This window comes from Allobosea sp. Root483D1 (assembly GCF_001429505.1).
Lineage (GTDB): Bacteria > Pseudomonadota > Alphaproteobacteria > Rhizobiales > Beijerinckiaceae > Allobosea.
Genome location: NZ_LMJW01000022.1, coordinates 1 through 23,595 on the forward strand (window position 1 = coordinate 1; position 23,595 = coordinate 23,595).

A 23,595-nucleotide genomic window follows, 5' to 3' on the forward strand; every position below is an offset into this window, starting at 1 on the left:
TTCGTATTTGTGATCCCAGGAGATGATCGGAATGGACGGCGACGCAGACATTGCCCTCGCCGAGGTTGAAAGTGAGCGAGCCGCTACGCCGAGCGGCTCGCAACAGTTTTCGAGGTTGCGTCTGAACACATCATACTGAGCTGGAAGCCTGCAGTCCGTCTATTTCTTTCAATCGCCCGCGACATAAGTGGCACTCGTCGATGCCACCGGCGCGCCCTGGACACTGCGCGCAGCGCTGGTGAGAGGGTGAATAAGGCCGACTACGCGTCGACATCAGGTCATCATCTAATGCGGCTGTAGTCAGCACAATTTGCGCCAGGTGCGGACGCTGCACATCTGCCGGAAAGCGGACGCCGTTCGCTGTCCACATACTTCATTGGGACAAGCCCCGGACCAGCGCTGGCCCCGGGTATTCTTCGTTAAAATGCCAGACCGCACGCTTGGCGGATGGCGATCTGAACCGGCGATGGTGGTAGCGACGGATCGAACTCATCCCGCGGCAGCAGCGGCGACTGTGCCATGAAACGCGGCTGTTGACCTCGCTGAGACCGGGCTGCGTTGACGCGGAACGAATGGCAGCGATAGACCGTTCCCGCCGCGCCGGTCGCCAGATGGACAGGTCAATCTGCGGTCGTGGCGTAACCCTGGGCGGAGAGCTGGCGGAACGTCGCGCCATTCTCGCCATAGGGCAGCCGCTCTTTGGCGATCACAGCATGCGAGCCTCTCCGGCTTGCGGTTTCTTGTCGAAGCCGGATTGCGGCTTGGAGCATAGGCCGAGCCCGCCGAGGTCCCGCACAACCACAGTGTAGTTCCGCACCAGGTCGGCTGCGGCGCCCACATGTCGCCGCAGCCGTGCAGCAGCACGACAGCCGGCCCTTGGCCGCCGACACGGGTATGGATAATCGTACCGTTGGCCGCGATCTCCTGCGTCTTGAAGGAGGGAGGTCCGCGCCAGATCGACCTTCGCCAGCACAAATAGCCTATAGACTGCCGACTGCGTTTTTTTGCTTGCGGTCGGCGGGCCCCATCGATCCTCATGGTTCGTTCCCTTCCGGCCCGTAGCATCACCCGCAACCCGACTATTCCGAGAACCTCATCGGCAGCCAAAGAGCGATTTCGGGAAAGGCGAGCAGCAGGCCGATCAAGCAGAACATGCTGAGCACGAAGACCAGCGAACCAGCGATGACGTCCTGAATGCTGCCGCGGCCGCGGATCGCCTGGACGACATAGAGGTTGATGCCGACCGGCGGAGTGATCAGCGCCACTTCCAGCAGGATGATCAGGATCACGCCGAACCAAATCGGATCATAGCCGAGCCCGATCACGATTGGCGCGACCAAGGGCGTGATCGTCACCAGCATCGACAACGATTCGAGGAAGCAGCCGAGCACCACGAAGAAGGCGATGATCACCAGCATGGTCTGCAGCGGCGACAGGCCGAGCCCCGAGATGAAGCTGGTGAGCTGCTGCGACAGGCCGATCACCGACAGGACGAAGTTCAGGAAATAGGACGCGAGCACGATCAGCATGATCATCGCGGTGGCCTTCATCGCGCCGATGAAGCACTCATGCAGCAGCGCCAGCGACAGGCGGCCATACCACCAGGCGAGGCCCAACGCGAAGACGAGGCCGAGCGAAGCCGCCTCCGTGGGGGTGGCGAAGCCGGTATAGATCGAGCCGATCACGATCACAAAGAGCAGGATGATCGGGATGAGATCGGCGAGGCTGGCAAAGCGCTGGCGCCAGGTCGCCTTGATCGGCTCGCCGCCATAGCCGGGCTTCGCCAGGCAGATCACGACGATGATCAGCGAGAACAGCGCCGCCAGCAGCAGGCCGGGAATGGTCGCGGCGAGGTAGAGTTTCGGCACCGAGGTGTTGGTAATCATCCCGTAGATGATCAGGTGGATCGAGGGCGGGATCAGGATGCCGAGCGTGCCGCCGGCGGCGAGGCTGCCGAGGAACAGGCGTTCATTGTAGCCCCGGCGGCGGATCTCCGGCAGCGCCACGGTCCCGATCGTCGCCGCGGTCGCGACGCTCGAGCCCGACGTCGCCGAGAACAGGGTGGAGGCACCGATATTGGCGTGCAGCAATCCGCCGGGCAGCCGGTTGAGCCAGAGCGCGACGGCGCCATACATCCGCTCGGCGACGCCCGAGCGCAGCAGGATTTCGCCGAGAAGGACGAAGAGCGGGATGCTGGTCAGCGTGAACTCGGTCGAGACCTTCCAGAAGATTTCCGAGGCCGCGAGGAAGAGCGGCAGCGGCGAATAGACGAAGCTCAGGATCAGCGCGGTGATGATCAGCGTCGCCGCAATCGGCAGGCTGCTGCTGATGAAGAAGGCGAGAAGCAGGGAGGCGTTCGCGAGCATCAGCGCTTCTCCTCGCGCGGGCCGAGGGCTTCCTGCGCTTCCTCGGAGGCCGACATGATCCCGAAGCGGGCAGCAAGCTCACGGTGCCGCCCGGCAGCCAGGGCGATGCATGCCTGCAGCGACGAGACCGCCAGGCCGGCCAGAAAAACCACGATCCCTGCGAACCAGAGCAATTGCGGGATCACCAGCGGCACCTGCAGCACGCTGGCCGAGCGCGAGCTCATGCTCCAGGAACCGGAGACGACGAGCCAGCTGCTGAAGGCGAAGAAGGCGGCGGCAAAGCCCAGCGCCAGGATCGACAGCACGTCCGGAAGCGAGCGCAAGCCCAGCGGGGCCTTCTGGTAGAGGAAGTCGATCCTGACATGGCTGCGGGCGTAGAAGGCCTCGGCCAGCGACCAGGAAATCCCGATCGCGAAGATGTAGCCGGCGATCTCGTCGACGCCGCCGATGTTCTGGCCGATCGCATTGCGCGCGGCGACATCCACCGTGACCAAAAGGCCGAGCAGGAGCAGGCCCCAGCCCGCCGCCAGCAGCATTGCACGCGCGAGCCACCGGAGGGCATCGTCGGCCCGGTCCAGTACGCCGCGGTCTCGCCCTCCGGGGCGGGTCACGGGAACCATGCGTTGTCTTCCTCGTCCTGTGGTGATCTTGCGATGGCGGCCGCCCGGTCAGCGCGCCGCCGTGACGCCTGTAACCTTGCCGACGCTGGCGTTCCATTGCTCGACGCAGGCCTTGTCGCAGCGGGCCGCCCACTTCTTCAGGACGACCTCTTGCAGGATGCGCTTGCGCTCGGCCTCGTCGGCCACCGACGGCTCAGCCAGCGTCATCGTGGCAGGCGCGCCATAGGGGCAGGCGGCGCGGCCGGTATTGCAGTCGAGGCCGGCCTTGTCGTCGGAGGCGGCAAGAGCCCAGAGCTCGGCTTCGAGCGTGCCGACCGCCTTGCGGGTCGCCTCCTGGCGGTCTTTCGGCAGCGCGTCCCACTTGCCCTTGCTGGCGGCGATCAGGGTCAGTCCCCAGCCGAAGCGCATGCCATAGAGGTTCTTGGTCACCTCCGGCCATTTGAACGAATAGCCGGTCAGCGTGCCCGTGATACCGCAATCGACGACGCCGCGCTGCAGCGAGGGCACGACCTCGGCCAGCGGCACGCTGACACCGACGGCCCCCGCAGCCGAGATGAAATCGTTCATGCTGGCGCCGTAGAAGCGGACCTTGCGGCCCTTCAGGTCGGCGAGGCTGTTCACCGGCTCGCGGCAATAGAGCACCTGGCTCGGATTGGGATAGGCACCGAGCAGGACGAGATTGTGCTTCTTCAGCAGCGTCTCGGCGACGGCCGGGCGATAGGCGTCGAGCGCCTTCTGGCCGGTCGGGATGTCCTGGATCAGGGTCGAGAGCTCAAGGCCTTCGATGACCGGGTCGTCCGCCACCGAGTAGCCGACGACGATATGGGCGATGTCGAAGACGCCGAGCTTGGCGAGGCGCAGCAGCTCGACACCGGAAAGCCCGAGCTCGGAATAGGAGGTCACCTGGGCGGTGACCTGCCCGCCGGTGAGCTCGCCGAACGTCTTCGACCAGAAGGGCTGCTCGACCTTGCCATAGGCATTGAGGTTCGACCACGGCGCCACGACCTTGAGGCTGGTCTGCGCTGCGGCGTGGCCGCTGACGGCCACGGCCGCAGTGAGTAAGGCTCCTCCGAGCCAGTTCAGGACGGACATGACACGACCCCTCTTCTTGGTTGAAATCTTCCGAGCTTGGCGGAATACCCTGAATTTCCTGCAGTTTGTTCGTCAAATACCCAGTTCATATGCGATTATCACCCTGCACATATGATGCCGCGGAAAGCGGCGAACCGGCCGCGATTTACGCAGCCAGCCGCGGCCTCAGCGTAATATCGAGCCAGCCGAGCTCGTTGACGCTCAACCTGTCCCCATCATTCAGCACCACGGTCGTGGTCTCCGCCTCGACGATGGCCGGGCCCTCGACCTCGTTGCCCGGCCCCAGAGCCTCGAAGCGGAAGACCGGAACCTCGCGCCACTCGCCGAAGAAGGCGCGACGTGTCCCGCCGGCCTGCGGCGCCTGGTGGGCAACGGCCGTACGCGGCTCGTCGCGTGGCGGCTCGACGACGCCGATCGCCGCGACGCGGGCATTGACCAGCACGACCTCCTGGCCGGGCGAGCAATAGGTGTAGAGTTCCTCATGGCGCCGGTGGAAGCGCTCGACCAGCTCGGTCATCGCGTCCGCATCGTCGAGGTCGAGCCCGTCGAGCGGCACGTCGACCTCGAAGATCTGCTCGCCATAGCGCATCTCGGCTGAGCGCTCGATCCGCAGCGGTCCCTTGAACCAGGCCGTCAGATGCTCCGACGCCTCGCGCTCCAGCGCCTCGAATGCGGCCCGCAGCGTCTTGCCATCGAGCTGCGCCATGTCGCCGAGATGGCTGCGCGTCACCTCGTAGCGCAGGTCGCTGGCGAGCATGCCCCAGGCCGAGAGCACCGAGGCCACAGTCGGCACCACCACCCGGCGCATCTCCATCTCGCGCGCCACCTCGACGGCGTGCAGGCCCGCCGCTCCACCGAAGCTCAGCAGGGTATAGCCGCGCGGATCGACGCCGCGGCGCAGCGTCATCATCCGGATGCCGTCGGCCATCTTCAGGTTGATCAGCCGATAGATGCCAGCGGCACAGTGCATCCGGTCGATGCCGAGCCGGGCGGCGAGCCCATCGACCGCCGCTTCCGCCGCGGCGCTGTCGAGCTTGCGGCGCCCGCCCATGAAGGTCGCGGCCCCGAGATAACCGAGCAGCACGTTGGCATCGGTGACGGTCGGGTCCTGTCCGCCATTGCCATAACAGGCCGGCCCCGGAACCGAGCCGGCGCTGCGCGGGCCCACATGAAAGGTGCCGCCGCCATCGGCATAGGCGATTGAGCCGCCGCCGGCGCCGATGCTGGCGATGTCGAGGCTGCGCAGGGCGATGCGCTGGCCGGCGAGGCCACGCTCGGCCGAAAGCGCGATCTCGCCATCCTCGATCAGCGAGATGTCGGTGCTGGTCCCGCCCATGTCGAAGGGCACGAGATTGCGGGTCGCGATCAGCTCGGCGACGCGGCGCGAACCGGCGATGCCGCCGGCAGGTCCGGAGAGCACCGTCGCGGCGGCAAGGCGCGCAGCCTCCTGCAGCGGCGCCATGCCGCCATGCGAGAGGATGATGAAGAGGGAGCCTGTGAAGCCGGCCTTTTCCAGCCGCGCTTCCAGGCTCTGCAGGTATTTCCGCACAGCCGGCCCGACATAGGCGTTGACCACCGTGGTCGAGACCCGCTCATACTCCTTGATCTGCGGCAGCACCTCGCTCGACAGCGAGACGAAGGCGTCCGGCAGGGCCTCCGCGAGGGCGAGCGCGGTGTCTCGCTCATGCTGTGCATTGCGGTAGGAATGCAGGTAGCAGACTGCCACCGAAATGACGCCTTCCTGCCGCAGGCGCTCGATCTCCGCACTGAGCGAGTCCCGGTCGAGCGGCACCGCGACGCTGCCATCGAAGGCCACGCGCTCCTTGACGCCGCGCCGCAGATGACGCGGCGCCAGCGGCTCCGGCGACGGCAGCAAGAGGTTGTAGCGCTCCGGCTTCAGCCCCTCGCGCATTTCGAGGACGTCGCGGTGACCCTGCGTCGTCAGCAGGCCGACCTTGGCGCCCTTGCCTTCGAGCAGGGCGTTGGTCGCAACCGTGGTGCCGTGGACGATGCGCTCGATCGCCGCCAGGAAGCCCGGCAGGTCGAGGTCGAGCCGGCCAGCCAGATCGGCAAGGCCGTTGAGCACGCCGATCGACTGATCTTCCGGCGTCGAGGGCGATTTGGTGAAGGTGGTGACGCCTTCGCTGTCGATAGCGACGAGATCGGTGAAGGTTCCGCCGACATCGATGCCGACGCGAAAAAGCTTGGTCATGACGCGTGGGCTCCGCTCAGGCGCTCGTGAATTCGGTGTCGATGTCGCGCTGGCGCGCTTGCGCGGAACGCCGCTCCGGCGGGCCCCAGCCACCCCCGCCGGACGAGCGGATTTCGAGCCGGTCGCCGGCAGCGATCGCGATGCCGAACTCCTTGGTCTTCAGGGCGCGGCTGTTGTCGCCAGAGACGATCCTGTAGTCATGCGGCGCGCCGTCCTTGCCGCCGAGCATGCCGGCCGAGCCGTGCCTTGCGCCCTCGCCTGCTGTGTGTGCGTAGGCCGGGACCTCGACGACGAGGTCCATGCTCGACCCCAGCCCGCCGCGATGCTCGCCATCGCCGCCCGAATCGGGCCGGAACTCATGGCTCTCGAAGCGCAGCGGAAAGCGCGCCTCCGCTACCTCGATACTGCCGAACTTGATGCCGCCGACCGAGTGCCACTCGCCGGCGGCCGACCAGCCATCGCCGCGCGGCGAGCCGCCGCCACCCGGCCGGGCATGGAACATGTGCCAGATGAAGCGCTTGCCGGTCCGCGGATTGTCGCCGGTGATCGAGATCCGGAAGCGTCGGCCCCAGCCGCCCATCGCCCGGTCCGGGCAGGCCTGGCTCAGCGCCCGGATCACCGCCTCGACGATCTCGTTGGCCGGATGAGTGGTGCACAACGTCACCGGGACGTTGTCGTCGGCACAGACGATCGTTCCCGGCTTCAGCTTGACCGAAAGCGGCCGAAAGCAGCCCTCGTTCTTCGGGATCTCGGCATCGACGAGATAGGCGAAGGCCATTGCCACCGCCGCCTGGGTGTTGGCATGGGGCGAGTTGGCGAAGCTCTTCGACTGCGGGTCGCTCTCGGTCAGGTCGACCTCGAGATCGCTGCCGCGCTTGGTGACCGTCGCCACTACCTTGATGTCGGTGCGGCCCCTTCCGTCGTCGTCGAGCAGCGCCTCGCCGCGATAGACACCGTCCTTCCAGCCCGCGACGATGGCGCGGGACTGACGCTCGGCGCCGTCGAGAATGGCCTCGATCGCCTCCGACACCTGCTCGACCCCGACATCCGAGAACAGCCGCTCGATCCGCTTCTCGCCGAGATGGGCGGCGCCGATCATCGCGGCGAGATCGCCACGGAAGTCGCGGGCGAAGCGGACGTTCAGCGCCAGCATGTCGAGGATGTCCTCGCGCATGCGCCCGGCTTCCGCCAGGAGGATCGGCGGGATGCGCAGACCTTCCTGCCAGATCTCCGTCGCCTGCGGGTTGTAGGCGCCGTGCGTGGCGCCGCCGATATCGCCCATATGGGCGCGCACCACGCTCCACAGCAGGCGCCGGCCGCTGCCATAGACCGGCACGAAGGCGGTCACGTCAGGCAGATGGCTGCCGCCGCAATAGGGATCGTTGAGCAGATAGACGTCGCCCGGCTTGACGGCGTCGCCGAATTTTTCTTCGACCGCGCGCACCGCCCAGGTCAGGGCACCGACATGGATCGGGATATGGTCGGCCTGAGCAATCAGGCGGCTCTGCGGATCGCAGATGCCGATCGAGAAATCGCGGCTGGCGTTCAGTATCTGCGAGTAGGAGGTGCGGAGCATGGCCTCGCCCATTTCCTCGACGATGGAAATCAGGCGGTGCTGGACGACGGATCGGGTGATCGGATCTACGGAATTGCTCACGCCACGGCCTCTCATCGATGAAGGCGCGCGGATCGATATGATTATCGAGGCAACACCGACGGAATGAGGCTAGTTTGTGGCTCTGACCGCGGTCCAATATCGAGTTTCTATCCTATTATATCAGCGCGTGCATATCGCGCTGGCGGCTCGGGCTCACACTGGCGCCGGGTCGAGGTCGACGGCATGGGTGATGCGCGCCTCGTCGATCACCGCCAGCAACTCCTCGATCAGCACCGAATGCCGGTCCCGCGGCCAAGCCGCGTAGAGCTCGATCAGCGGGGTATCGTCGAGGATCGGGCGGAGCACGACCCGCTCGGGAGTGAGATGCCTCGCCGAGCGCGGCACCAGGGCGACGCCGATGCGTGCCGCGACCAGCGCCAGCATCGTCACCATCTGATGCGCCTCCTGGACGCGCCCGGGAAAGAAGCCGGCGCTCTGGCACAGATGCATGATCAGATCGCGGAAGCCTGGCGCCTCGTCGCGGTCGAAGATCACCAGCGCGGCGCCGTTCAGATCGGCGAGTCGGATCCCGGCTGAGCCCGCCAGCGGGTGATTATCCGGCAGCGCGGCCAGGAAGGGCTCCTGATGCACCAGGCGGATGCCGAGCGTGTCGTCGAGGATCGGCGGGCGGACGAAGCCGAGATGGATCTCGCCCTTCTCAAGCGCCAGGAGCTGAGCCGGCGAGGACATCTCGCGCAGCGACAGCGTCACCTCAGGCCAGCGCTCGTAGAAGGCCTCCAAGATGGGCGGCAGGAACTCGGCCGCCGCCGAACCGGTGACGCCGATGGCGAGGCTGCCTTCCTGGCCCCGGCCGACGCGCTTGGTCATCGCCTGGGCGCGCGACATCTGCTGCAGGATCTGGCGGGCCTCGCGCAGCAGCGTCTTGCCGGCTGGCGTCAACTCGATCGGGCGCACGCTGCGGTCGAACAGCGTGACCTGCAACTCCTCCTCCATCGCCTTGATCTGCTGCGACAGCGGCGGCTGCGCCATGTGCAGGATCTCGGCCGCGCGGCCGAAATGGCGCTGCTCGGCCAGCACGACAAAATAGCGCAGGTGCCTCAGTTCCATGGTTGGTTGATACAGCCCGCGATCCGAGGCGCCAAGCCGTTCAATTCAGCAGGCGCTGGCCGTTCGCTAATGCGCGAATTGCTGACGTTTCGACGTCCGATGCCTCGTTGGATCGCGGCTTCAGCGTGCCCGCTCCGTCACGTACTGCGAATGATGTTGATCAACGCCTGTCGCCTTCCCGATTGATGTCGCCGAACACTGGTTTCCTAGACTGTATCCGGTCGACACAAGAGTCCGTGCATGAGCCGCCCGGTACCTCTGATACGTCGTTTCACTCCCCATCCCGAACCACTATCAAGATACCGATGAACCGGGACCGCCGATAGTCCAGCGCGCCAGGAAGGTAGAACACGCCGGAAGCGTGGACCTCTCCCTCGGGGTTCAGGCGACGCCAGAGGTCCCGCAGCCTGCCCGTCTCGACGAGTTCGACAAACCGCTCCACCAGCGAGCGACCGCGCAACTCGATCTCTGGGAGAAGCAGCACGAAGTGAGCGTGATCGAAGGTGTCGCCAACGTGGCGAGCAAGCGGAGAGCGCTTGCTCGCGCCCTTGTAGCGCGGCTCGTCAACCGCGCCGAGCCCGAGAGGCTGGCGCTCGAAGTGACGGTAATAGCGGCTGCCGAAAAGCTCGCGAAGCAGAAAGCAGTAGAACTGCTCAAGATCGCCAATGAACGCTACCTTCGCATCTGAGGCAGGCATTGCCAGCGCCAGTCCACTGCGAACCTCGTTGCGGCTCGGTGACAAGTTCGTGTCGCTGCCATGAGGCAGGTAGTACTTACGATAGCGATCGAAAACCGGCGTGAGGAATACGAAGCGCCCAGGCTATAAAATTGATGGCTGGCATGCGCTTGCGGGCTACTCTAAAATCCTGACGACGTAGGTCAGACTGAGCGTTCTAGAAGTCGCCGCAGACACGATTGTTTCGTTCTTTCCGTTTGGCCAGTAACGGATCACGCTGCCATCCTCACGTAAAAGATAGGCACACAAGCCCGCACGCTGCGTTTGGTCGATCGCTCTGCGATGGAATTGCTCAAGTCTCTCTTCGATGACGCGGCTCACGTTGCGCTCCAGTGTTTTGTTGAAACGCTAGAGAGATGCAATCCGGCCCAAGGTATGCGGCACAGATCACAGAACGGAATGCGCGGGCCTTCACGCTCGATACCGTCCGTTACATGGCTGTCGGGCGAGGCGTAGCGAGCCTTGATGGGCGCAAGATGCTCCGGCTCTGACGATGACCCGCCGAAACTAAAAAATAAGCCAGTTTCGGCGGCATCCCCGCAGCCGCCCGGATCAGTCAACGCCTGCCCCATCGTTGTCGCTGACAGGCTTTCCGATCGACACAGTCCGACAATCGATCATCGACCGGAACGCACTTGGCAGTGATGCCGTCGATTTGGGAGCGCTCTTCACTCGCCGTCCGACCGCCTTCGTTCCCATCGGCCCCGCCGCAACGGTGAATCGCCTATGTGCGGCACCTCACAGACGAGGTCCCGTCGAGCCGCCACAACGCCGCAACACCGCCCGAGGAGGCGGCGAATAAAGCAATGGAGCGGCACCATGTATGCGCTGAGGGCCGATTTTTTCCATGACATCGATGACCTGACCGACACGCTGCGGCCTCGCACCAAGTCGGTGCTCGACCAGCTGGTCGGACGCATGGCGGTCGGGCAAATCCTCGGGGACCAGTTTCTCTATGAGGTCCACGGCCCCTTCGTCCCGCCTCATCGCAAGCCTGCCCGGCGCCCGCTTACGGCGAGGCTGATCGAGGCGCTGTCGGGACGGCTCCGCAGGATCGCCCTCGGGGTGCAGATCCGCCACGCGGCAAACGCATTGTCGGTTCTCGACGACAGGATGCTGAAGGATATCGGCATCAGCCGTTCGGAGATCGAGTTCAGCGTTCGGCGCGTCGATCTGCGGCCGTGACAGCTCACAGCCCGGCGCGAGGGCCTCCAAGGCGCCATGCCCCCATTCATCCGAGCTTACCGAGCAAACCCGATAAGGAGACACATCCAATGTCCACCATGCTTCAAGCCGCCGCCCCGCAGAAGATCGACCACGAGGCGATCAAGCTCCGCCAGCACGGTGCCTGGTCGTCCGGCGACTACGCCATCGTCGGAACGACGCTGCAGATCGTCGGCGAACGTCTGTGCGAGGCGCTCGATCTGCGCAGCGGCCAGGCCGTGCTCGATGTCGCTGCCGGAAACGGCAATGCCAGTCTCGCGGCGGCTCGCCGCTGGTGCGAGGTCACCAGCACGGACTATGTCGCAGCCTTGCTCGAGCGCGGCCGCGAGCGCGCCGCGGCAGAGCGGCTCGATATCTCCTTCCGCGAAGCCGATGCCGAAGCCTTGCCGTTCGCGGATGGCCATTTCGACGCGGTCATGTCGACCTTCGGGGTCATGTTCACGCCCCATCAGGAGCGCGCGGCCGCAGAGCTGCTGCGGGTCTGCAGGCATGGCGGCAAGATCGGCCTGGCCAATTGGACCCCGGACGGGTTCATCGGTCAGCTCTTCAAGACGATCGGGACATATGTCCCGCCGGCTCCCGGACTGCGTTCGCCCGCGCTCTGGGGCACAGAGGAGCGTTTGGCCGAGCTGTTCGGTTCGGCCGGCGCGTCGATCCAGACGATGCGGCGCGACTTCGTCTTCCGCTATCGCTCGCCGGAGCACTGGCTCCAAGTCTTCAGCAGCTATTATGGACCGGTGCTCAAGGTCTTTGGGGCGCTGGACCTGCCCGCCAAGGCGGTGTTGACACGGGATCTGATGGAGCTGGTGGACCGGTTCAACCGGTCGGGCGATACGACCATGGCGGTGCCCAGCAGCTATCTCGAGATCGTCATCACGCGACGTTGAGGGGTGAACAGACCGGCCCCGTCCTCACCATCCCAGAGCCTCTGACAGATACGCCGTGTCGCAAACGGGCTTCGCGACACGGCCCATGCCGCATGATACAAGGGTGCCGTGCAGGTTGGGCGCTATGCGACCTGCGGCGATGTCGGTCTGAAGGGGAAGGGCCGTGCATTTCATGCCCTGCTTCTTGCGCCAGGCGGCTCGTCTGACCCGGCGCGAGATCATTGCGCTTGGCGCTATCGTGACAGTGCCGCACTCGGTGCATGCGCAGCAAAAAGCCACGCCGGTCATCGGCTATCTCGGCTCGGAATCCCCCGAACCTTATGGCAGTCGCCTCGCCGCCTTTGCCGAGGGCCTCGCCGAAGCAGGCTATGTCGACGGCCGCAATGTCGCGATCGATTTTCGCTGGGCTGAAGGCCAATACAGCCGATTGCCGGCGCTCGCGATGGATCTTGCGGATCGTCAGGTCACCGTCATGGTCGCGCCCGGTGGCGCGGAGGTCGCGCTCGCCGCACGATCCGCGACCAAGACGATCCCGATTGTCTTCGAGTTGGGGGGCGACCCGGTCGCGTTGGGCCTGGTCGCCAGCCTGTCCCGGCCCGGCGGCAATCTCACCGGCGTGACCAGCTTGAGCGTGGAAGTCTCGCTCAAACGGCTGGAATTCATGAGCGACTTGTTTCCGGCCGCCAGGACCTTTGCTGTAGCCGTCAACCCGACAAGCCCGACCTCAGGTTCGCAATCGAGAAACCTGCTGGCCACCGCGAGCAGTCTTGGACTGGAGCTCCGCGTCTTCAATGCCAGCAGCGAGCCCGAACTGGATGCCATGTTCGCGGCCGTATCCCAGACGCAGCTGGCCGGGCTGGTCTTCACCTCCGATCCCTATTTCGCCTATCGAAGCCGGCGTCTCGCCGAGCTGGCGATCCGCTACAATGTGCCCGCCATTACTCAGGCGCGGGATTTCCCGAACGCCGGCGGGCTGATGAGCTATGGCGGCGACTTCCGGCAGTCGCACCGCCATACCGGAATCTATGCCGGGCGGATCATCAAGGGCGAGAAGCCATCCGACCTGCCGGTGCAGCGCGTTACGAAGGTCGAACTGTTCATCAATCTGAAGGCGGCCGGGCAGCTCGGGCTGACCATGCCGCCCTCGCTTCTGAGCAGCGCAGACGTGGTGATCGAATAACTTGGCCGGAAAACCGGCGCATGAGCTGTCACGGTGACTCAATCGCCATCCGCTCCACGGAGCTCGCTCTTCGCGAAGTATTTCATCGCGCTGTTCGCGGCGGTCGTCGTACCCCTTCTCGTTGCCGGTGGCAGCGAAGCCTGGTTTGGCCATCACGACCAGAGGGCCAGGCTGAACGACCTTCTCGAAGCGGAAGCCCGATCCGCCGCTGCGAAAATCCAGGACTTCCTGGATGGGATCCGCGATCAACTGGCGTGGACGGTTCAGCTGCCATGGTCTGACGGCGCCGACGAAAGGCGCAGGCTCGACGCCACTCGCCTGCTGCGCCAGGTACCTGCCGTTGTCAGCCTGACGCTGATTGATGCCAGCGGCCGCGAGCGCCTGTTCGTATCGCGCATCGGGCTCAACAAGATCGAGGGCGGCACGGACCACTCGGCTAGCCCAGCCTTCAAGGGTGTCCGTCCCGGCGCCGCCTGGTATGGCCCCGTTACCTTCCATGCCGGCTCCGAACCCTTCTTGACCATTGCTGTAGCCGGCACCCGCACGGCGGTCGGCGTGGCAGTCGCCGAGGTCAATCTCAAACTGATCTGGGACGTCATATCCGCGATCCGGGTCGGACGAACCGGGGAGGCGTTCGTTCTCGATCAACCAGGGCGCCTCGTCGCTCATCCCGACATCAGCCTCGTTCTGCGAGCCGACCAAACGGCAATACGGCCGCTCCAAGCTCTTAGGGCGAGGATTACGACGCGAAACGGCCAGGCAACCGAGGGACGCGACATCGGCGGGCATATGGTTCTCGCCGCAATGGCGCCGATACCGAGTGTCGACTGGAGTGTCGTCGTCAAGCAACCGGTCACCGAGGCCCTCGAGCCGATCTACACGGCCCTATGGCGTACGGGCGCCTTGCTCATTGGTGGAGCGGGCTTCGCGGCGGCGCTTGCCTACTGGCTCACACAACGCATGATCGAACCGATCCGCCTTCTGGAAGATGGCGTGGCGCGTATCGGGGCTGGGCAATTCGATCACCGGATCGACATTGCCACAGGCGACGAATTCGAGCGGCTCGCGACACGCTTCAACGAGATGGCCGGCGACCTGGCAGTATCGCAGGAACGCTCGGAACGGATTGGCCGGCTCAAGCGGTTTCTCGCACCACAGGTGGCCGAGCTGGTCGACCGGTCCGGCGACGACAGTGTGCTCGACGGTCGGCGCATCGAGGTGGTGGTCGTTTTCGGCGATCTGCGGGGTTTCACCGCCTTTTCGGCGCGCGCCGAGCCCGAAATCGTCATGAGTTTCCTCAGCGAATACTACGATGCTCTGGACAGGGTGGTGATCGACCACGGGGCCACGCTGACGCATTTTTCAGGTGATGGGATGATGGTCCTGATCAACGCCCCGGTGTCCCGTCCGGACCCGGCTTTGTGCGCCATCAATCTGGCGCGGGACATGCAGAAGACCGTCCAATTTCTTTTGCGCGATCGACAGGCGCTGGACCACCGACTTGGCTTCGGGGTCGGGCTCGCGATGGGGCCCGCGACCGTGGGGCGTATCGGCTCCGAAGGCCGGCTCGAATACACCGCGATCGGAACCGTGGTGAATCTCGCATCGCGCCTGTGCGCAAGCGCAGGTAATGCCGAAGTCCTGGTCGACATGGTCGCCGCGGAGGCCGTCGATGGGCGAGCGCCTCTGGTGGAATTGGATGCGCACGTTCTGAAGGGGTTCGACCAACCCGTTCGGGTTTTCGCTGTGGGCGAAGCGGCAGCCGGATAAGCGCTCGAGCTGCCGCAGTGTTTACTCCGCTGCTAGGCGACATCGACTTTTGCCAGGCGCCGCAAATCGTCGATGTCCTGGATCAGCAGTCGTCCTCGTCCCAAGGAAATGACGCCGCTGCGCTTCCAGGACTGGAGGTGGCGGTTGACGGTTTCGCGCGTCACGCCGGTGAGCGATGCCAGCTCCTCCTGAGATGCATGGACGTCCGTGCCGTAGTCGGCGGCGAGCACCAGAATGCGTCGCGCAAGCCGAATTGCGGAGGGAAGAAATGTCGTCTCTTCCAGGCGGCCAATGACATCGCGCAGCCGAGCGCACAGGAGCTCGATCAGTTGCAGCGCGATCGGCGGCTCGCGCTTCAGCAAGCTCAGGAACTCATGTCGCGGCAGGAAGAACATGTCGGTGTCCTCCATCGCCACCGCATCAGCGGTGCGGGATTGTCCGTCAAGCAGCGTGATTTCGCCGAAGACGTCGCCGCCGCCCAAGACATTCATCGTCATCTGCTGGCCGAGAGCATCGACTGACCCGATGCGGATCAGACCGCGGCGAATGGCATAAAGCCCGTCTCCCGGATCGCCCTTGAGGAACAGGATCTCCCGCGCGGCCAGGTGTCGCGGCCTGCAGATTGCCGCGATTTTCTCGAGCGCGTCCTGTTTGAAGCCCGCAAAAAATGGGTTCGTGGTCAGAATACTCACGATGCGACGAGAGGCATCATTCATCGAAAGCCCTCAGAATTTTGACCGGGCCGCCGCAGCTTCAACAGACTGGGGCGGCGCAGAAGCCAAGGCGATAGGCCACTGTATCCGCTTGCGACCAGCGCGGCCGATCGCAAGCGGAGCAAGACAATGTCGAATGGCTTGGTCCGTCACAACACGTTCGTGCGGCTATTAATTCCCACACTCTCGGGTTGACATCGCGCGCGATTTAATATAGGAATAATAACCTATATAGGCCCATAGTCACATGGAGTGCCAATGCCCGCCACGCTGCGCCTAGCTCTCCCGTTTCTGGCCGCCGGGCAGGCGCAGAAGCATGTCACCCATAACGACGCGCTGATGGATCTCGATGCGCTCGTACAGTTGCGGGTCGCGGCTCGCGATGCGCTCTCGCCGCCGCTTGCTCCGGTCGAGGGAGAGATCTGGCTGCTCGGCGCCGTGCCGCTCGGCGACTGGGCGGGGCAGGGCGGGCACCTCGCCGAACGGCGCGACGGCGGCTGGACCTTCCATGCGCCCCGCGCCGGCTGGATTGCCTGGGTCGCGGACGAGCAGGTGCTTCTCATCTTCGACGGCTCTGCCTGGCGCGGCGTTCTCGATGGCGGAGCGTTGGCTTTGCTGACGCGTTTCGGGCTCGGCACCACGCCCGATGCCACCAATCCGTTTGCGGCCAAGCTGAACAAGGCGCTTTGGACAGCGCGCGGGGTGGGCGAGGGCGGCGATGGCGATCTGCGCATCACCCTGAACAAGGAGGCCGCCGGCGGCGTGCTCTCGCTGCTCTTCCAGAGCGGCTATTCCGGGCGCGCCGAAATCGGCCTTGTCGGCGACAACGACCTGCAGTTCCGCGTCTCCGCCGACGGCTCCCTCTGGCAGGAGGGGTTGCGCATCGACGCCGCGACGGGCGCGCTGCGGCTGCGCGCCGGTTCCGCCGCCGCGCCGGCATTGTCTCCGGCTGGCGACAGCAATACCGGGCTGGTCTTCCCGGCGGCCGACACGGTCGCGATCTCGACCGGGGGGAGCGAGAACCTGCGCATCCTGCCGGGCCAGGTCCTGATCGGGACGCAGACCAGCCTAGATCCGAGCCAGGCGCCCTCGGCGCGCTTCCAGGTCGCTGGCACGGCCTCCGGCAATGCTTCGATGGCGCTCGGCCGCTATTCGGCAAATTCCGCCAGCGCCTCCTTCAACTTCGTCAAGTCGCGCGCGGCGCCCGGCGGCCATGCCGCCGTCGCGACTGGCGATCAGCTCGGGGCGATCCATTTCGACGGCGATACCGGGGCGGCCTTCGAGCTTGGCGCACGCATTTCCGCGAGCGCGGACGGGACGCCCGCGGCCGGCAGCATGCCGTCGCGCCTGAGTTTTGCGACGTCGCCGTCGGGCTCCGCGGCGCCGGTCGAGCGGCTGCGGATCGCCGCCGATGGGCGGGTGAGCTTCCCGAGTGTCGCTACCACGGCGGCGGCGGCCAATGCCGTGCTCGACAGCGCCACCGGCAACAGCCTGCTGCGCTCGACCTCGTCGCGCCGCTACAAGCGCGACGTCACGCCGCTCGATCCGGCCGCGGCAGAACGGGTCCTCGACCTCGTCCCGGTCCGCTACCGCTCGGCTGCGCCACAGGATCGCGCCGAATGGAGCTGGTACGGCCTGCTCGCCGAGGATGTGGCGGCGGTCGATCCGCGCCTCGTCCATTGGGGCTACCAGGACGACCAGTACGAGGCTCTGCCGGACGACAGCGCCGAGGCCGGCCGGCGGCGCTTGCTCCCGGATGCGCAGTTGCGGCCCGATGCCGTTCAGTATGACAGGCTGAGTGTTCTGCTGATCGATGTGGTGCGCCGTCAGCGCGCCGCGATCGCCGGGTTGGCGGCGCGCGTCGAGGCGCTGGAGCCGCAGGCTGGCCGCGGTTCCTGAGCGCCGCGACCGGCCTGCCACGCCGTCTCAATCCATGAAGACGACGGCCTTCTTGCCGTTGGGTAGCACGCGGTCCTCCAGATGGTAGCGCACCGCCCGCGCGAGCACGCGCCGCTCGATGTCGCGGCCCTTGCGGACGAGGTCGTCGGGTGTGTCGCGATGGCTGATGCGCTCGACGTCCTGCTCGATGATCGGCCCTTCGTCGAGATCGGAGGTGACATAGTGCGCGGTCGCGCCGATCAGCTTCACCCCGCGCTCATGCGCCTGGTGGTAGGGCTTGGCGCCCTTGAAGCCGGGCAGGAAAGAGTGGTGGATGTTGATGCAGCGCCCGGCGAGCTTGGCCGAGAGCCCGTCCGAGAGGACCTGCATGTAACGGGCGAGCACGACGAGATCGCTCCCAGTCTCCTGGATCAGGCGCCAGAGCTCGGCCTCCTGCTCCATCTTGGTCTGCCGGTTGATCGGCATGTGGTGGAAGGGGAGGTCGCCGAGATCGGTCGAGGCAATGTGCTCGCGGGCATGATTGGAGACGATTGCGGTGATCTCCATCGGCAATTCGCCGATGCGCCAGCGATAGATCAGGTCGGCCAGGCAGTGGTCGAATTTCGAGACCAGCAGCAGGACGCGCTTGCGGGCGGCCGCGTCGCGGAGCGAGACGGTCATCTTGAAGCGCGCCGCCAACTCGTCGACGAGGCCACGGATCTCGGCGGCGCTGCGCGCCCCCTCCAGCCGGTCGAACACGACCCGCATGAAGAAGCGGCCGGTTTCGAGGTCGTCGAATTGCTGCGCGTCGCGGATGTTGCAGCCGGCCTCGGCCAGCAGTGTCGAGACGGCGGCGACGATGCCCGGCCGGTCGGGGCAGGACAAAGCGAGGATCATCGGAGAATCGGACATGTGACGGATCGGCCCGCTCGCGCGGGTCCCTGAAAGACTTGAGGATCGGAAAGGTCGGCGGAAGGGATGGCGCGCAGCGCGCTGCCGTCAACCTCGGCCGGTGGAGCGGTCGATAGAGACCTGGCAGCCGAATTCAGCCGCGGAGGCGGCGAACCAGGACCAGAAGCTTCCTACCATGCTGCGCGCGACCATGATCTCGAACACGGATCCGTCCGGCTCGTCAGTGAGCCGCCAGAGATGCACACCGATATGAGCGATGCTTGTCAAGGCGGTATCGCCGACCGCAAAGGCGGCGGGGTGTAGATCGAGCATCACGCCCTTGGCCAAGGCGTCCCGGATTTGCGGACCGGACAGCCGCACGGCCGCGCGCGCATCGCTCTGCTCGCTGACGGCAGCTTGAACCGACAGCGCCTCCAGAAGTTCGGCGAAGCCGTCGTGCGTAGCGGCGCGCAGCAGCCATTGCTCGGGGCCGGACCAGATCGCGTCATGGGACGCGCCCGAGACGATTGTCGGTGTTGCCGGCAGGGTGATGCCGGTCCGGCTTTCGACGAGGCCCGACAAGGCCGGCGCCCCGCCCGGCGTGGCGATCAGTGTCGCCAGCCCGAAGCCGCCCTGCAAGATCGCGGTGACACCGGCCGGCCCGGCCGCACCGAGCTGGCCAGCCTGCGCGATGTCAGCCCAGGCGCCGTGCTGCGTCCAGGACACCGCTGTCGATGTGGTCGCTGTCTCAGCCATGGAGGCGGGCTCCTTCTGGATCGACGAAGACGGGCGAGCAGATTTCGACGACGACGTCGCCGTTGCGCACCGGGTCATAGGCGCGCACGCGCTCGCCGATGCGGGCGGCGCCGCCCTTGATCAGGCCGAGCCCCATCCAGTGCTTCAGATGCGGGGAGTAGGCGACCGAGGTCATGTAGCCCTCGTCGTTCTCCATCACCGCCTGCTGGCCGGTGCCGATGAAATGCGCGCCGGCGCGCAGGCGCTGGCCGGGCTCGACCGGCCTGAAGCCGACAAGGGCAGGACGCTCCTGCTCGACCAGGGCCTGCCGGCCTGCCATCAGCCGGCCGACAAAATCCTTCTTCGACGACATCATTCTGCCGAGACCGAGATCGCGCGCCGTGGTCTGGCCGTTGAGTTCGTTGCCGGCGACATGGCCCTTCTCGATGCGCATCACGCCGAGCGCCTCGGTGCCGTAGGGTGTGATGCCGAAGGACGCGCCTGCTTGCATCAGCGCCCGCATCATCGCGTCGCCATAGTCGGCCGGAACCGCCAGCTCATAGGCGAGCTCGCCCGAGAAGGAGATGCGGAAGAGCCGCGCCTGGATGCCGCCGCCGACCGTGACGGAGCGCGCCGCGAGATAGGGCAGCGCCTCGTTCGAGAGGACGTACTCGGGATCGACGACGCCGCGCAGGGTCTCGCGCGCCTTTGGCCCGGCGATGGCGACCTGCGCCCATTGCTCGGAGACCGAGACCATGCGGACATCGAGTTCCGGCCACAGCACCTGATGGCAGAATTCGAGATGCTGCATCACCTTGCCGGCATTGGCGGTGGTGGTCGTCATCAGGAAATGGCTGTCGCCGAGGCGCGAGGTCGTGCCGTCGTCCATGACGAAGCCGTCCTCGCGCAGCATCAGCCCGTAGCGCGCCTTGCCGACCGGCAGTGCCTTCCAGCCGTTGATGTAGACTCGCTCCAGGAACTCGGCCGCGTCGGCGCCCTGGATGTCGATCTTGCCGAGCGTCGAGACGTCGCAGATGCCGACGCTGGCGCGCACCGCCTTGACCTCGCGATTGACCGTCGTCAGCCAGTCGGCCTCGCCGGGACGCGGATAGTATTGCGCCCGCAGCCAAGGGCCGGACTCGACAAAGACGGCGCCTTGCTCCTTCGACCAGTCATGGGTCGGGGCGAGCCGGACCGGCCTGAACTCCTTGCCGCGATGATGGCCGGCGAGGGCGCCGATCGCGACCGGCGTATAAGGCGGGCGGAAGGTGGTGGTGCCGGTCTGCGGGATCGTCTTAGCCGTCTGCTCGGCCATGATCGCGAGGCCGGAGAGGTTCGAGGTCTTGCCCTGGTCGGTCGCCATGCCGAGCGTGGTGTAGCGCTTGAGATGCTCCACCGGCCGGAAGCCCTCGCGGGCGGCGAGTTCGACATCCTTGTCGGTGACGTCGTTCTGGTAGTCGACGAAGGCCTTGCCCTTGCCGCCCGATACCCGCCAGACCGGCGAAAGCCCGGTCGTCTCGGGATCGGTCGTCGGTGCCGGCTCGCTGGCCGTCGCGGCAAGGCCTGCCTCGGTGGCTGCCTGGCGTCCGAGTCTGGCACCGTCCTCCAACGCCTGCGCCAGCGTGAAGCGCCCGGCGGCGCTGCCCGCGACCGCAAGGTCGGCCGGCAAACTGCCGGGCACGAAGCACTGCAGCGTCTCATCCCAGGCCGGTTTGCCGTTCTGGTGCGAGGTCAGGTGCAGCGTCGGGTTCCAGCCATTCGAGACGGCGAGCAGGTCGCAGGAAAGCTCGGTCACCACTCCCGAGGCATCGCGGATCGTGACGCCGCTGAGCTGCCGCCCGCCGCGCGCGCCCATCACGGCGCCACCGGCGAAGAGCCGCGCACCGAGCTTGTCGGCGAGTGCCTTGCGCGCCGGATCGGCGGGTCGGGAATCGACGATCGCGGCGATCTTGCCGCCCGCCGCGGCGATGTCGCGGGCTGTCGTCCAGCCATCGTCGCCGGCGGTGAACAGCACGCTCTCGCGGCCGGGCAGGACGCCATGGCGGTTGACATAAGCCCGTACCGCCCCGGCCAGCATGACGCCCGGCCGGTCATTGCCCGCAAAGACGATCGGCCGCTCGAGCGCACCGGCGGCGAGGATCGCCCGCTTTGCGTGGATGCGCCAGCCGCGCTGGCGTGGCTGATGCGCCGGCGGCTCCGGCAGATGGTCGGCAACCCGCTCGACGGCGCCGTAGATGCCGTGGTCGTAGAGGCCGAACACGGTGGTGCGCGGCACGATCCGTACCTCCGGCAGGCTTTCCAGCTCGGCCAGGGTCGCGGCGAGCCATTCGGAGGCCGGCTTGCCGCCGATCTCGCGCTTCTCCGCCAGAAGCCGCCCGCCGAGCCGGAAATCCTCGTCGCAGAGGATGACGCGGGCGCCGCTGCGCCCGGCTGCCAAAGCTGCGGCGAGGCCGGCCGGCCCGCCGCCGATTACCAAGAGGTCGCAGAAGGCGAAGGCCTTCTCGTACTGGTCCGGGTCTTCCGCTCCGGCGGCACGGCCAAGCCCCGCGGCGCGCCGGATCAGCGGCTCGTAGAGTTTCTCCCAGAAGGAGGCCGGCCACATGAAGGTCTTGTAGTAGAAGCCGGCGACCAATGCCGGCGAGACCAGCCTGTTGATCGAGAGCAGGTCGAAGGCGAGCGAGGGCCAGCGGTTCTGGCTGGCTGCATCCAGCCCGGCGAAAAGCTCGACCACCGTGGCGCGGGTGTTGGGTTCCCGGCGTGCGCCGGAGCGCAATTCGACCAGCGCGTTCGGCTCCTCCGGCCCGGCCGAGAGGAAGCCGCGCGGGCGGTGATATTTGAAGGAGCGGCCGACCAAGCGCACGCCATTGGCGAGCAGGGCCGAGGCCAGCGTGTCGCCGGCATAACCCCCGTATGATTTTCCGTCGAAGCTGAAATCCAGCTGATGGCCGCGGTCGATCAGGCCGCCGGAGGCGAGGCGGAAAGGCTGGGCGCTCATGCCGTCGCTCCCGCCTTGCGCGCCTTCGCGGGTTCGACCGCGGTTATCGCGTGGGTGCGGGTATCGCGGCTCACGACCAGCCAGGCATGGCAGCCGGCACCGTGATACCAGAGCTCGCGATGGACGCCGGCCGGGTTGTCGCGCTGATAGACATAAGTCGCCATGGCGGCCTCGCTTGCCGCCATGCCTTCTGGCCGCTTGGGATCGGCGGCGCCGAGATAGCTGAATTCCTGGGCGTCGCGCGCGCCGCAATGGGGACAGGTGATGCGCATGATATCCTCGGCGGCGAGCTGTCAATGCAGGTTCGGCTGGGCGCCGGCGCCCTTCTCGTCGATCACGCGCCCGGTGGCGAAGCGGTCGAGCCGATAGGCGGTGGCGACCGGATGCGGCTGGCCCGTCGCGATCAGATGGGCGAAGCAGAAGCCCGAGGCCGGCGTCGCCTTGAAGCCGCCATAGCACCAGCCCGCATTGAGATAGAGGCCCTCCACCGGCGTCGTATCGATGATCGGCGAGCCGTCCATCGACATGTCCATCACGCCGCCCCAATGGCGCAACATGCGCACCCGGCCGAGGCCCGGCCACAGCGCCATCGCCGATTCCATCACGTCCTCGATCACCGGCAGGTTGCCGCGCTGGGCGTAGGAATTGTAGCCGTCGATGTCGCCGCCGAAGACGAGGCCGCCCTTGTCCGACTGGCTGATGTAGAAATGCCCGGCGCCGAAGGTAACGACGCCTTCGATCAGCGGCTTGAGGCCCTCCGAGACGAAGGCCTGCAGCACATGGGTCTCGATCGGCAGGCGCATCCCCGCCATCGCCGCGACCCGCGAGGAATTGCCGGCGACCGCCATGGCGATCTTCTTCGCCCGGATCGGCCCGCGCGAGGTCTCGACGCCGATGGCGCGTCCGCCCGCCATGGTGATGCCGGTGACCTCGCAATTCTGGATCATGTCGACGCCGCGGCTGTCGGCGGCACGCGCGAAGCCCCAGGCGACGGCATCGTGCCGGGCGGAACCGCCGCGGCGCTGCAGCAGTCCGCCTTGGATCGGGAAGCGGGCATTGTCGAAATCGAGATAGGGCAGCATCGGCCGGACCTGCTCGGTGCCGAGCAGTTCGGCATCGACCCCGGCGAGCCGCATCGCATTGCCGCGCCGGGCGAAGGCGTCGCGCTGCGCGTCGGAATGATAGAGGTTGAGCACGCCGCGCTGGCTGACCATGGCGTTGTAGTTGAGGTCCTGCTCCAGCCCCTCCCAGAGCTTCATCGAGAGCTCGTAGAACGGGGTGTTGCCGGGCAGCAGGTAGTTCGAGCGGATGATCGTGGTGTTGCGGCCGACATTGCCGGAGCCGAGATAGCCTTTCTCCAGCACCGCGACATTGCTGATGCCATGCCGGCTGGCGAGGTAATGCGCCGTCGCCAGACCGTGGCCGCCACCGCCGATGATGATGACATCGTATTCGGGCTTCGGCGCAGGATCGCGCCAGGCCGGGGTCCAGCCCTTGTGGCCCTGAAGGGTCTGCGACAGCAACGAGAAGATGGAATAGCGCATCGACGGGTCCGGACGGTCTTGTCATCA

At 66.2% G+C, this 23,595-nt stretch carries 19 protein-coding genes; 5 read left to right on the plus strand and 14 right to left on the minus strand.

The genetic code is table 11. The features are described from left to right. Positions 1-1,079: 1,079 nt before the first annotated feature. The 8 genes from ASE66_RS22855 to ASE66_RS32210 all read right to left on the minus strand — a co-directional run bounded on the left by ASE66_RS22855 (position 1,080) and on the right by ASE66_RS32210 (position 10,072). Positions 1,080-2,366, minus strand: coding sequence for a TRAP transporter large permease (locus ASE66_RS22855; protein ID WP_057192075.1), 1,287 nt, complete (start codon positions 2,364-2,366; stop codon positions 1,080-1,082). Next, positions 2,366-2,986, minus strand: a complete 621-nt coding sequence (locus ASE66_RS22860) for a TRAP transporter small permease (RefSeq protein WP_082613674.1) — start codon at positions 2,984-2,986, stop codon at positions 2,366-2,368. Before ASE66_RS22860 ends, ASE66_RS22855 begins: the two co-directional genes overlap by 1 nt. 48 nt (positions 2,987-3,034) lie before the next feature. Then, positions 3,035-4,078: a TRAP transporter substrate-binding protein gene (locus tag ASE66_RS22865; RefSeq protein ID WP_057192077.1), complete on the minus strand. Its 1,044-nt coding sequence runs from the start codon at positions 4,076-4,078 to the stop codon at positions 3,035-3,037. Between the two features lie 145 nt (positions 4,079-4,223). Continuing rightward, positions 4,224-6,290 carry a hydantoinase/oxoprolinase family protein gene (locus ASE66_RS22870; protein WP_057192078.1) on the minus strand — a complete coding sequence of 689 codons (2,067 nt, stop codon included), beginning with the start codon at positions 6,288-6,290 and terminating at the stop codon, positions 4,224-4,226. Between the two features lie 16 nt (positions 6,291-6,306). Beyond that, entirely contained in the window at positions 6,307-7,947 is a 1,641-nt protein-coding gene (locus ASE66_RS22875; protein WP_156412291.1) for a hydantoinase B/oxoprolinase family protein, read from the minus strand. Between the two features lie 153 nt (positions 7,948-8,100). After that, positions 8,101-9,015 (minus strand): LysR family transcriptional regulator, encoded by a 915-nt coding sequence (locus tag ASE66_RS22880; RefSeq protein ID WP_057192080.1) that lies wholly within the window; start codon positions 9,013-9,015, stop codon positions 8,101-8,103. Between the two features lie 271 nt (positions 9,016-9,286). After that, positions 9,287-9,757, minus strand: a complete 471-nt coding sequence (locus ASE66_RS22885; protein WP_156412292.1) for a hypothetical protein — start codon at positions 9,755-9,757, stop codon at positions 9,287-9,289. 111 nt (positions 9,758-9,868) lie between these two features. Further along, on the minus strand, positions 9,869-10,072 hold the full coding sequence (locus tag ASE66_RS32210; RefSeq protein WP_156412293.1) for a hypothetical protein: 204 nt from the start codon (positions 10,070-10,072) through the stop codon (positions 9,869-9,871). A gap of 498 nt (positions 10,073-10,570) precedes the next feature. Here ASE66_RS32210 and ASE66_RS22890 point away from each other — a divergent pair, with 498 nt between their 5' ends. From ASE66_RS22890 to ASE66_RS22905, 4 genes are all read left to right on the plus strand, one after another. Then, on the plus strand, positions 10,571-10,936 hold the full coding sequence (locus tag ASE66_RS22890; RefSeq protein WP_057192082.1) for a DUF1127 domain-containing protein: 366 nt from the start codon (positions 10,571-10,573) through the stop codon (positions 10,934-10,936). Positions 10,937-11,025: 89 nt separating this feature from the next. Then, positions 11,026-11,862 carry a class I SAM-dependent methyltransferase gene (locus ASE66_RS22895; RefSeq protein WP_057192083.1) on the plus strand — a complete coding sequence of 279 codons (837 nt, stop codon included), beginning with the start codon at positions 11,026-11,028 and terminating at the stop codon, positions 11,860-11,862. Between the two features lie 172 nt (positions 11,863-12,034). Further along, positions 12,035-13,042 carry an ABC transporter substrate-binding protein gene (locus ASE66_RS22900; RefSeq protein ID WP_200964645.1) on the plus strand — a complete coding sequence of 336 codons (1,008 nt, stop codon included), beginning with the start codon at positions 12,035-12,037 and terminating at the stop codon, positions 13,040-13,042. 33 nt (positions 13,043-13,075) lie between these two features. Further along, the gene (locus ASE66_RS22905) at positions 13,076-14,812 is read left to right on the plus strand and encodes a cache domain-containing protein (RefSeq protein ID WP_057192084.1); all 1,737 of its coding nucleotides are present in this window, start codon (positions 13,076-13,078) and stop codon (positions 14,810-14,812) included. A 32-nt stretch (positions 14,813-14,844) separates the two neighbouring features. Here ASE66_RS22905 and ASE66_RS22910 read toward each other — a convergent pair whose 3' ends face one another. Then, positions 14,845-15,528 carry a Crp/Fnr family transcriptional regulator gene (locus ASE66_RS22910; RefSeq protein WP_057192085.1) on the minus strand — a complete coding sequence of 228 codons (684 nt, stop codon included), beginning with the start codon at positions 15,526-15,528 and terminating at the stop codon, positions 14,845-14,847. Positions 15,529-15,783: 255 nt separating this feature from the next. Here ASE66_RS22910 and ASE66_RS22915 point away from each other — a divergent pair, with 255 nt between their 5' ends. Beyond that, positions 15,784-17,424: a DUF2793 domain-containing protein gene (locus ASE66_RS22915; protein ID WP_057192086.1), complete on the plus strand. Its 1,641-nt coding sequence runs from the start codon at positions 15,784-15,786 to the stop codon at positions 17,422-17,424. 27 nt (positions 17,425-17,451) lie between these two features. On the opposite strand, the gene purU is transcribed toward ASE66_RS22915, so the two are convergent. From purU to ASE66_RS22940, 5 genes are all read right to left on the minus strand, one after another. Next, positions 17,452-18,315, minus strand: a complete 864-nt coding sequence (gene purU / locus ASE66_RS22920) for a formyltetrahydrofolate deformylase (RefSeq protein WP_057192087.1) — start codon at positions 18,313-18,315, stop codon at positions 17,452-17,454. Positions 18,316-18,402: 87 nt separating this feature from the next. Further along, positions 18,403-19,050 (minus strand): sarcosine oxidase subunit gamma, encoded by a 648-nt coding sequence (locus tag ASE66_RS22925; RefSeq protein WP_057192088.1) that lies wholly within the window; start codon positions 19,048-19,050, stop codon positions 18,403-18,405. Continuing rightward, positions 19,043-22,024: a sarcosine oxidase subunit alpha family protein gene (locus tag ASE66_RS22930; RefSeq protein WP_057192089.1), complete on the minus strand. Its 2,982-nt coding sequence runs from the start codon at positions 22,022-22,024 to the stop codon at positions 19,043-19,045. The genes ASE66_RS22925 and ASE66_RS22930 overlap by 8 nt, the downstream gene beginning before the upstream one ends. Continuing rightward, positions 22,021-22,296: a sarcosine oxidase subunit delta gene (locus ASE66_RS22935; RefSeq protein ID WP_057192090.1), complete on the minus strand. Its 276-nt coding sequence runs from the start codon at positions 22,294-22,296 to the stop codon at positions 22,021-22,023. The genes ASE66_RS22930 and ASE66_RS22935 overlap by 4 nt, the downstream gene beginning before the upstream one ends. A gap of 21 nt (positions 22,297-22,317) precedes the next feature. Further along, positions 22,318-23,568 carry a sarcosine oxidase subunit beta family protein gene (locus ASE66_RS22940; RefSeq protein WP_057192091.1) on the minus strand — a complete coding sequence of 417 codons (1,251 nt, stop codon included), beginning with the start codon at positions 23,566-23,568 and terminating at the stop codon, positions 22,318-22,320. Between the last annotated feature and the right edge of the window lie 27 nt (positions 23,569-23,595).

Excerpts from the sequence above, each read along its gene's own strand:
- ASE66_RS22855 (WP_057192075.1), bottom strand. The coding sequence starts at position 2,366 with ATGCTCGCGAACGCCTCCCTGCTTCTCGCCTTCTTCATCAGCAGCAGC.
- ASE66_RS22860 (WP_082613674.1), bottom strand. The coding sequence starts at position 2,986 with ATGGTTCCCGTGACCCGCCCCGGAGGGCGAGACCGCGGCGTACTGGAC.
- ASE66_RS22865 (WP_057192077.1), bottom strand. The coding sequence starts at position 4,078 with ATGTCCGTCCTGAACTGGCTCGGAGGAGCCTTACTCACTGCGGCCGTG.
- ASE66_RS22870 (WP_057192078.1), bottom strand. The coding sequence starts at position 6,290 with ATGACCAAGCTTTTTCGCGTCGGCATCGATGTCGGCGGAACCTTCACC.
- ASE66_RS22880 (WP_057192080.1), bottom strand. The coding sequence starts at position 9,015 with ATGGAACTGAGGCACCTGCGCTATTTTGTCGTGCTGGCCGAGCAGCGC.
- ASE66_RS22890 (WP_057192082.1), top strand. The coding sequence starts at position 10,571 with ATGTATGCGCTGAGGGCCGATTTTTTCCATGACATCGATGACCTGACC.
- ASE66_RS22895 (WP_057192083.1), top strand. The coding sequence starts at position 11,026 with ATGTCCACCATGCTTCAAGCCGCCGCCCCGCAGAAGATCGACCACGAG.
- ASE66_RS22900 (WP_200964645.1), top strand. The coding sequence starts at position 12,035 with ATGCCCTGCTTCTTGCGCCAGGCGGCTCGTCTGACCCGGCGCGAGATC.
- ASE66_RS22910 (WP_057192085.1), bottom strand. The coding sequence starts at position 15,528 with ATGAATGATGCCTCTCGTCGCATCGTGAGTATTCTGACCACGAACCCA.
- ASE66_RS22915 (WP_057192086.1), top strand. The coding sequence starts at position 15,784 with ATGCCCGCCACGCTGCGCCTAGCTCTCCCGTTTCTGGCCGCCGGGCAG.
- purU (WP_057192087.1), bottom strand. The coding sequence starts at position 18,315 with ATGTCCGATTCTCCGATGATCCTCGCTTTGTCCTGCCCCGACCGGCCG.
- ASE66_RS22925 (WP_057192088.1), bottom strand. The coding sequence starts at position 19,050 with ATGGCTGAGACAGCGACCACATCGACAGCGGTGTCCTGGACGCAGCAC.
- ASE66_RS22930 (WP_057192089.1), bottom strand. The coding sequence starts at position 22,024 with ATGAGCGCCCAGCCTTTCCGCCTCGCCTCCGGCGGCCTGATCGACCGC.
- ASE66_RS22935 (WP_057192090.1), bottom strand. The coding sequence starts at position 22,296 with ATGCGCATCACCTGTCCCCATTGCGGCGCGCGCGACGCCCAGGAATTC.
- ASE66_RS22940 (WP_057192091.1), bottom strand. The coding sequence starts at position 23,568 with ATGCGCTATTCCATCTTCTCGTTGCTGTCGCAGACCCTTCAGGGCCAC.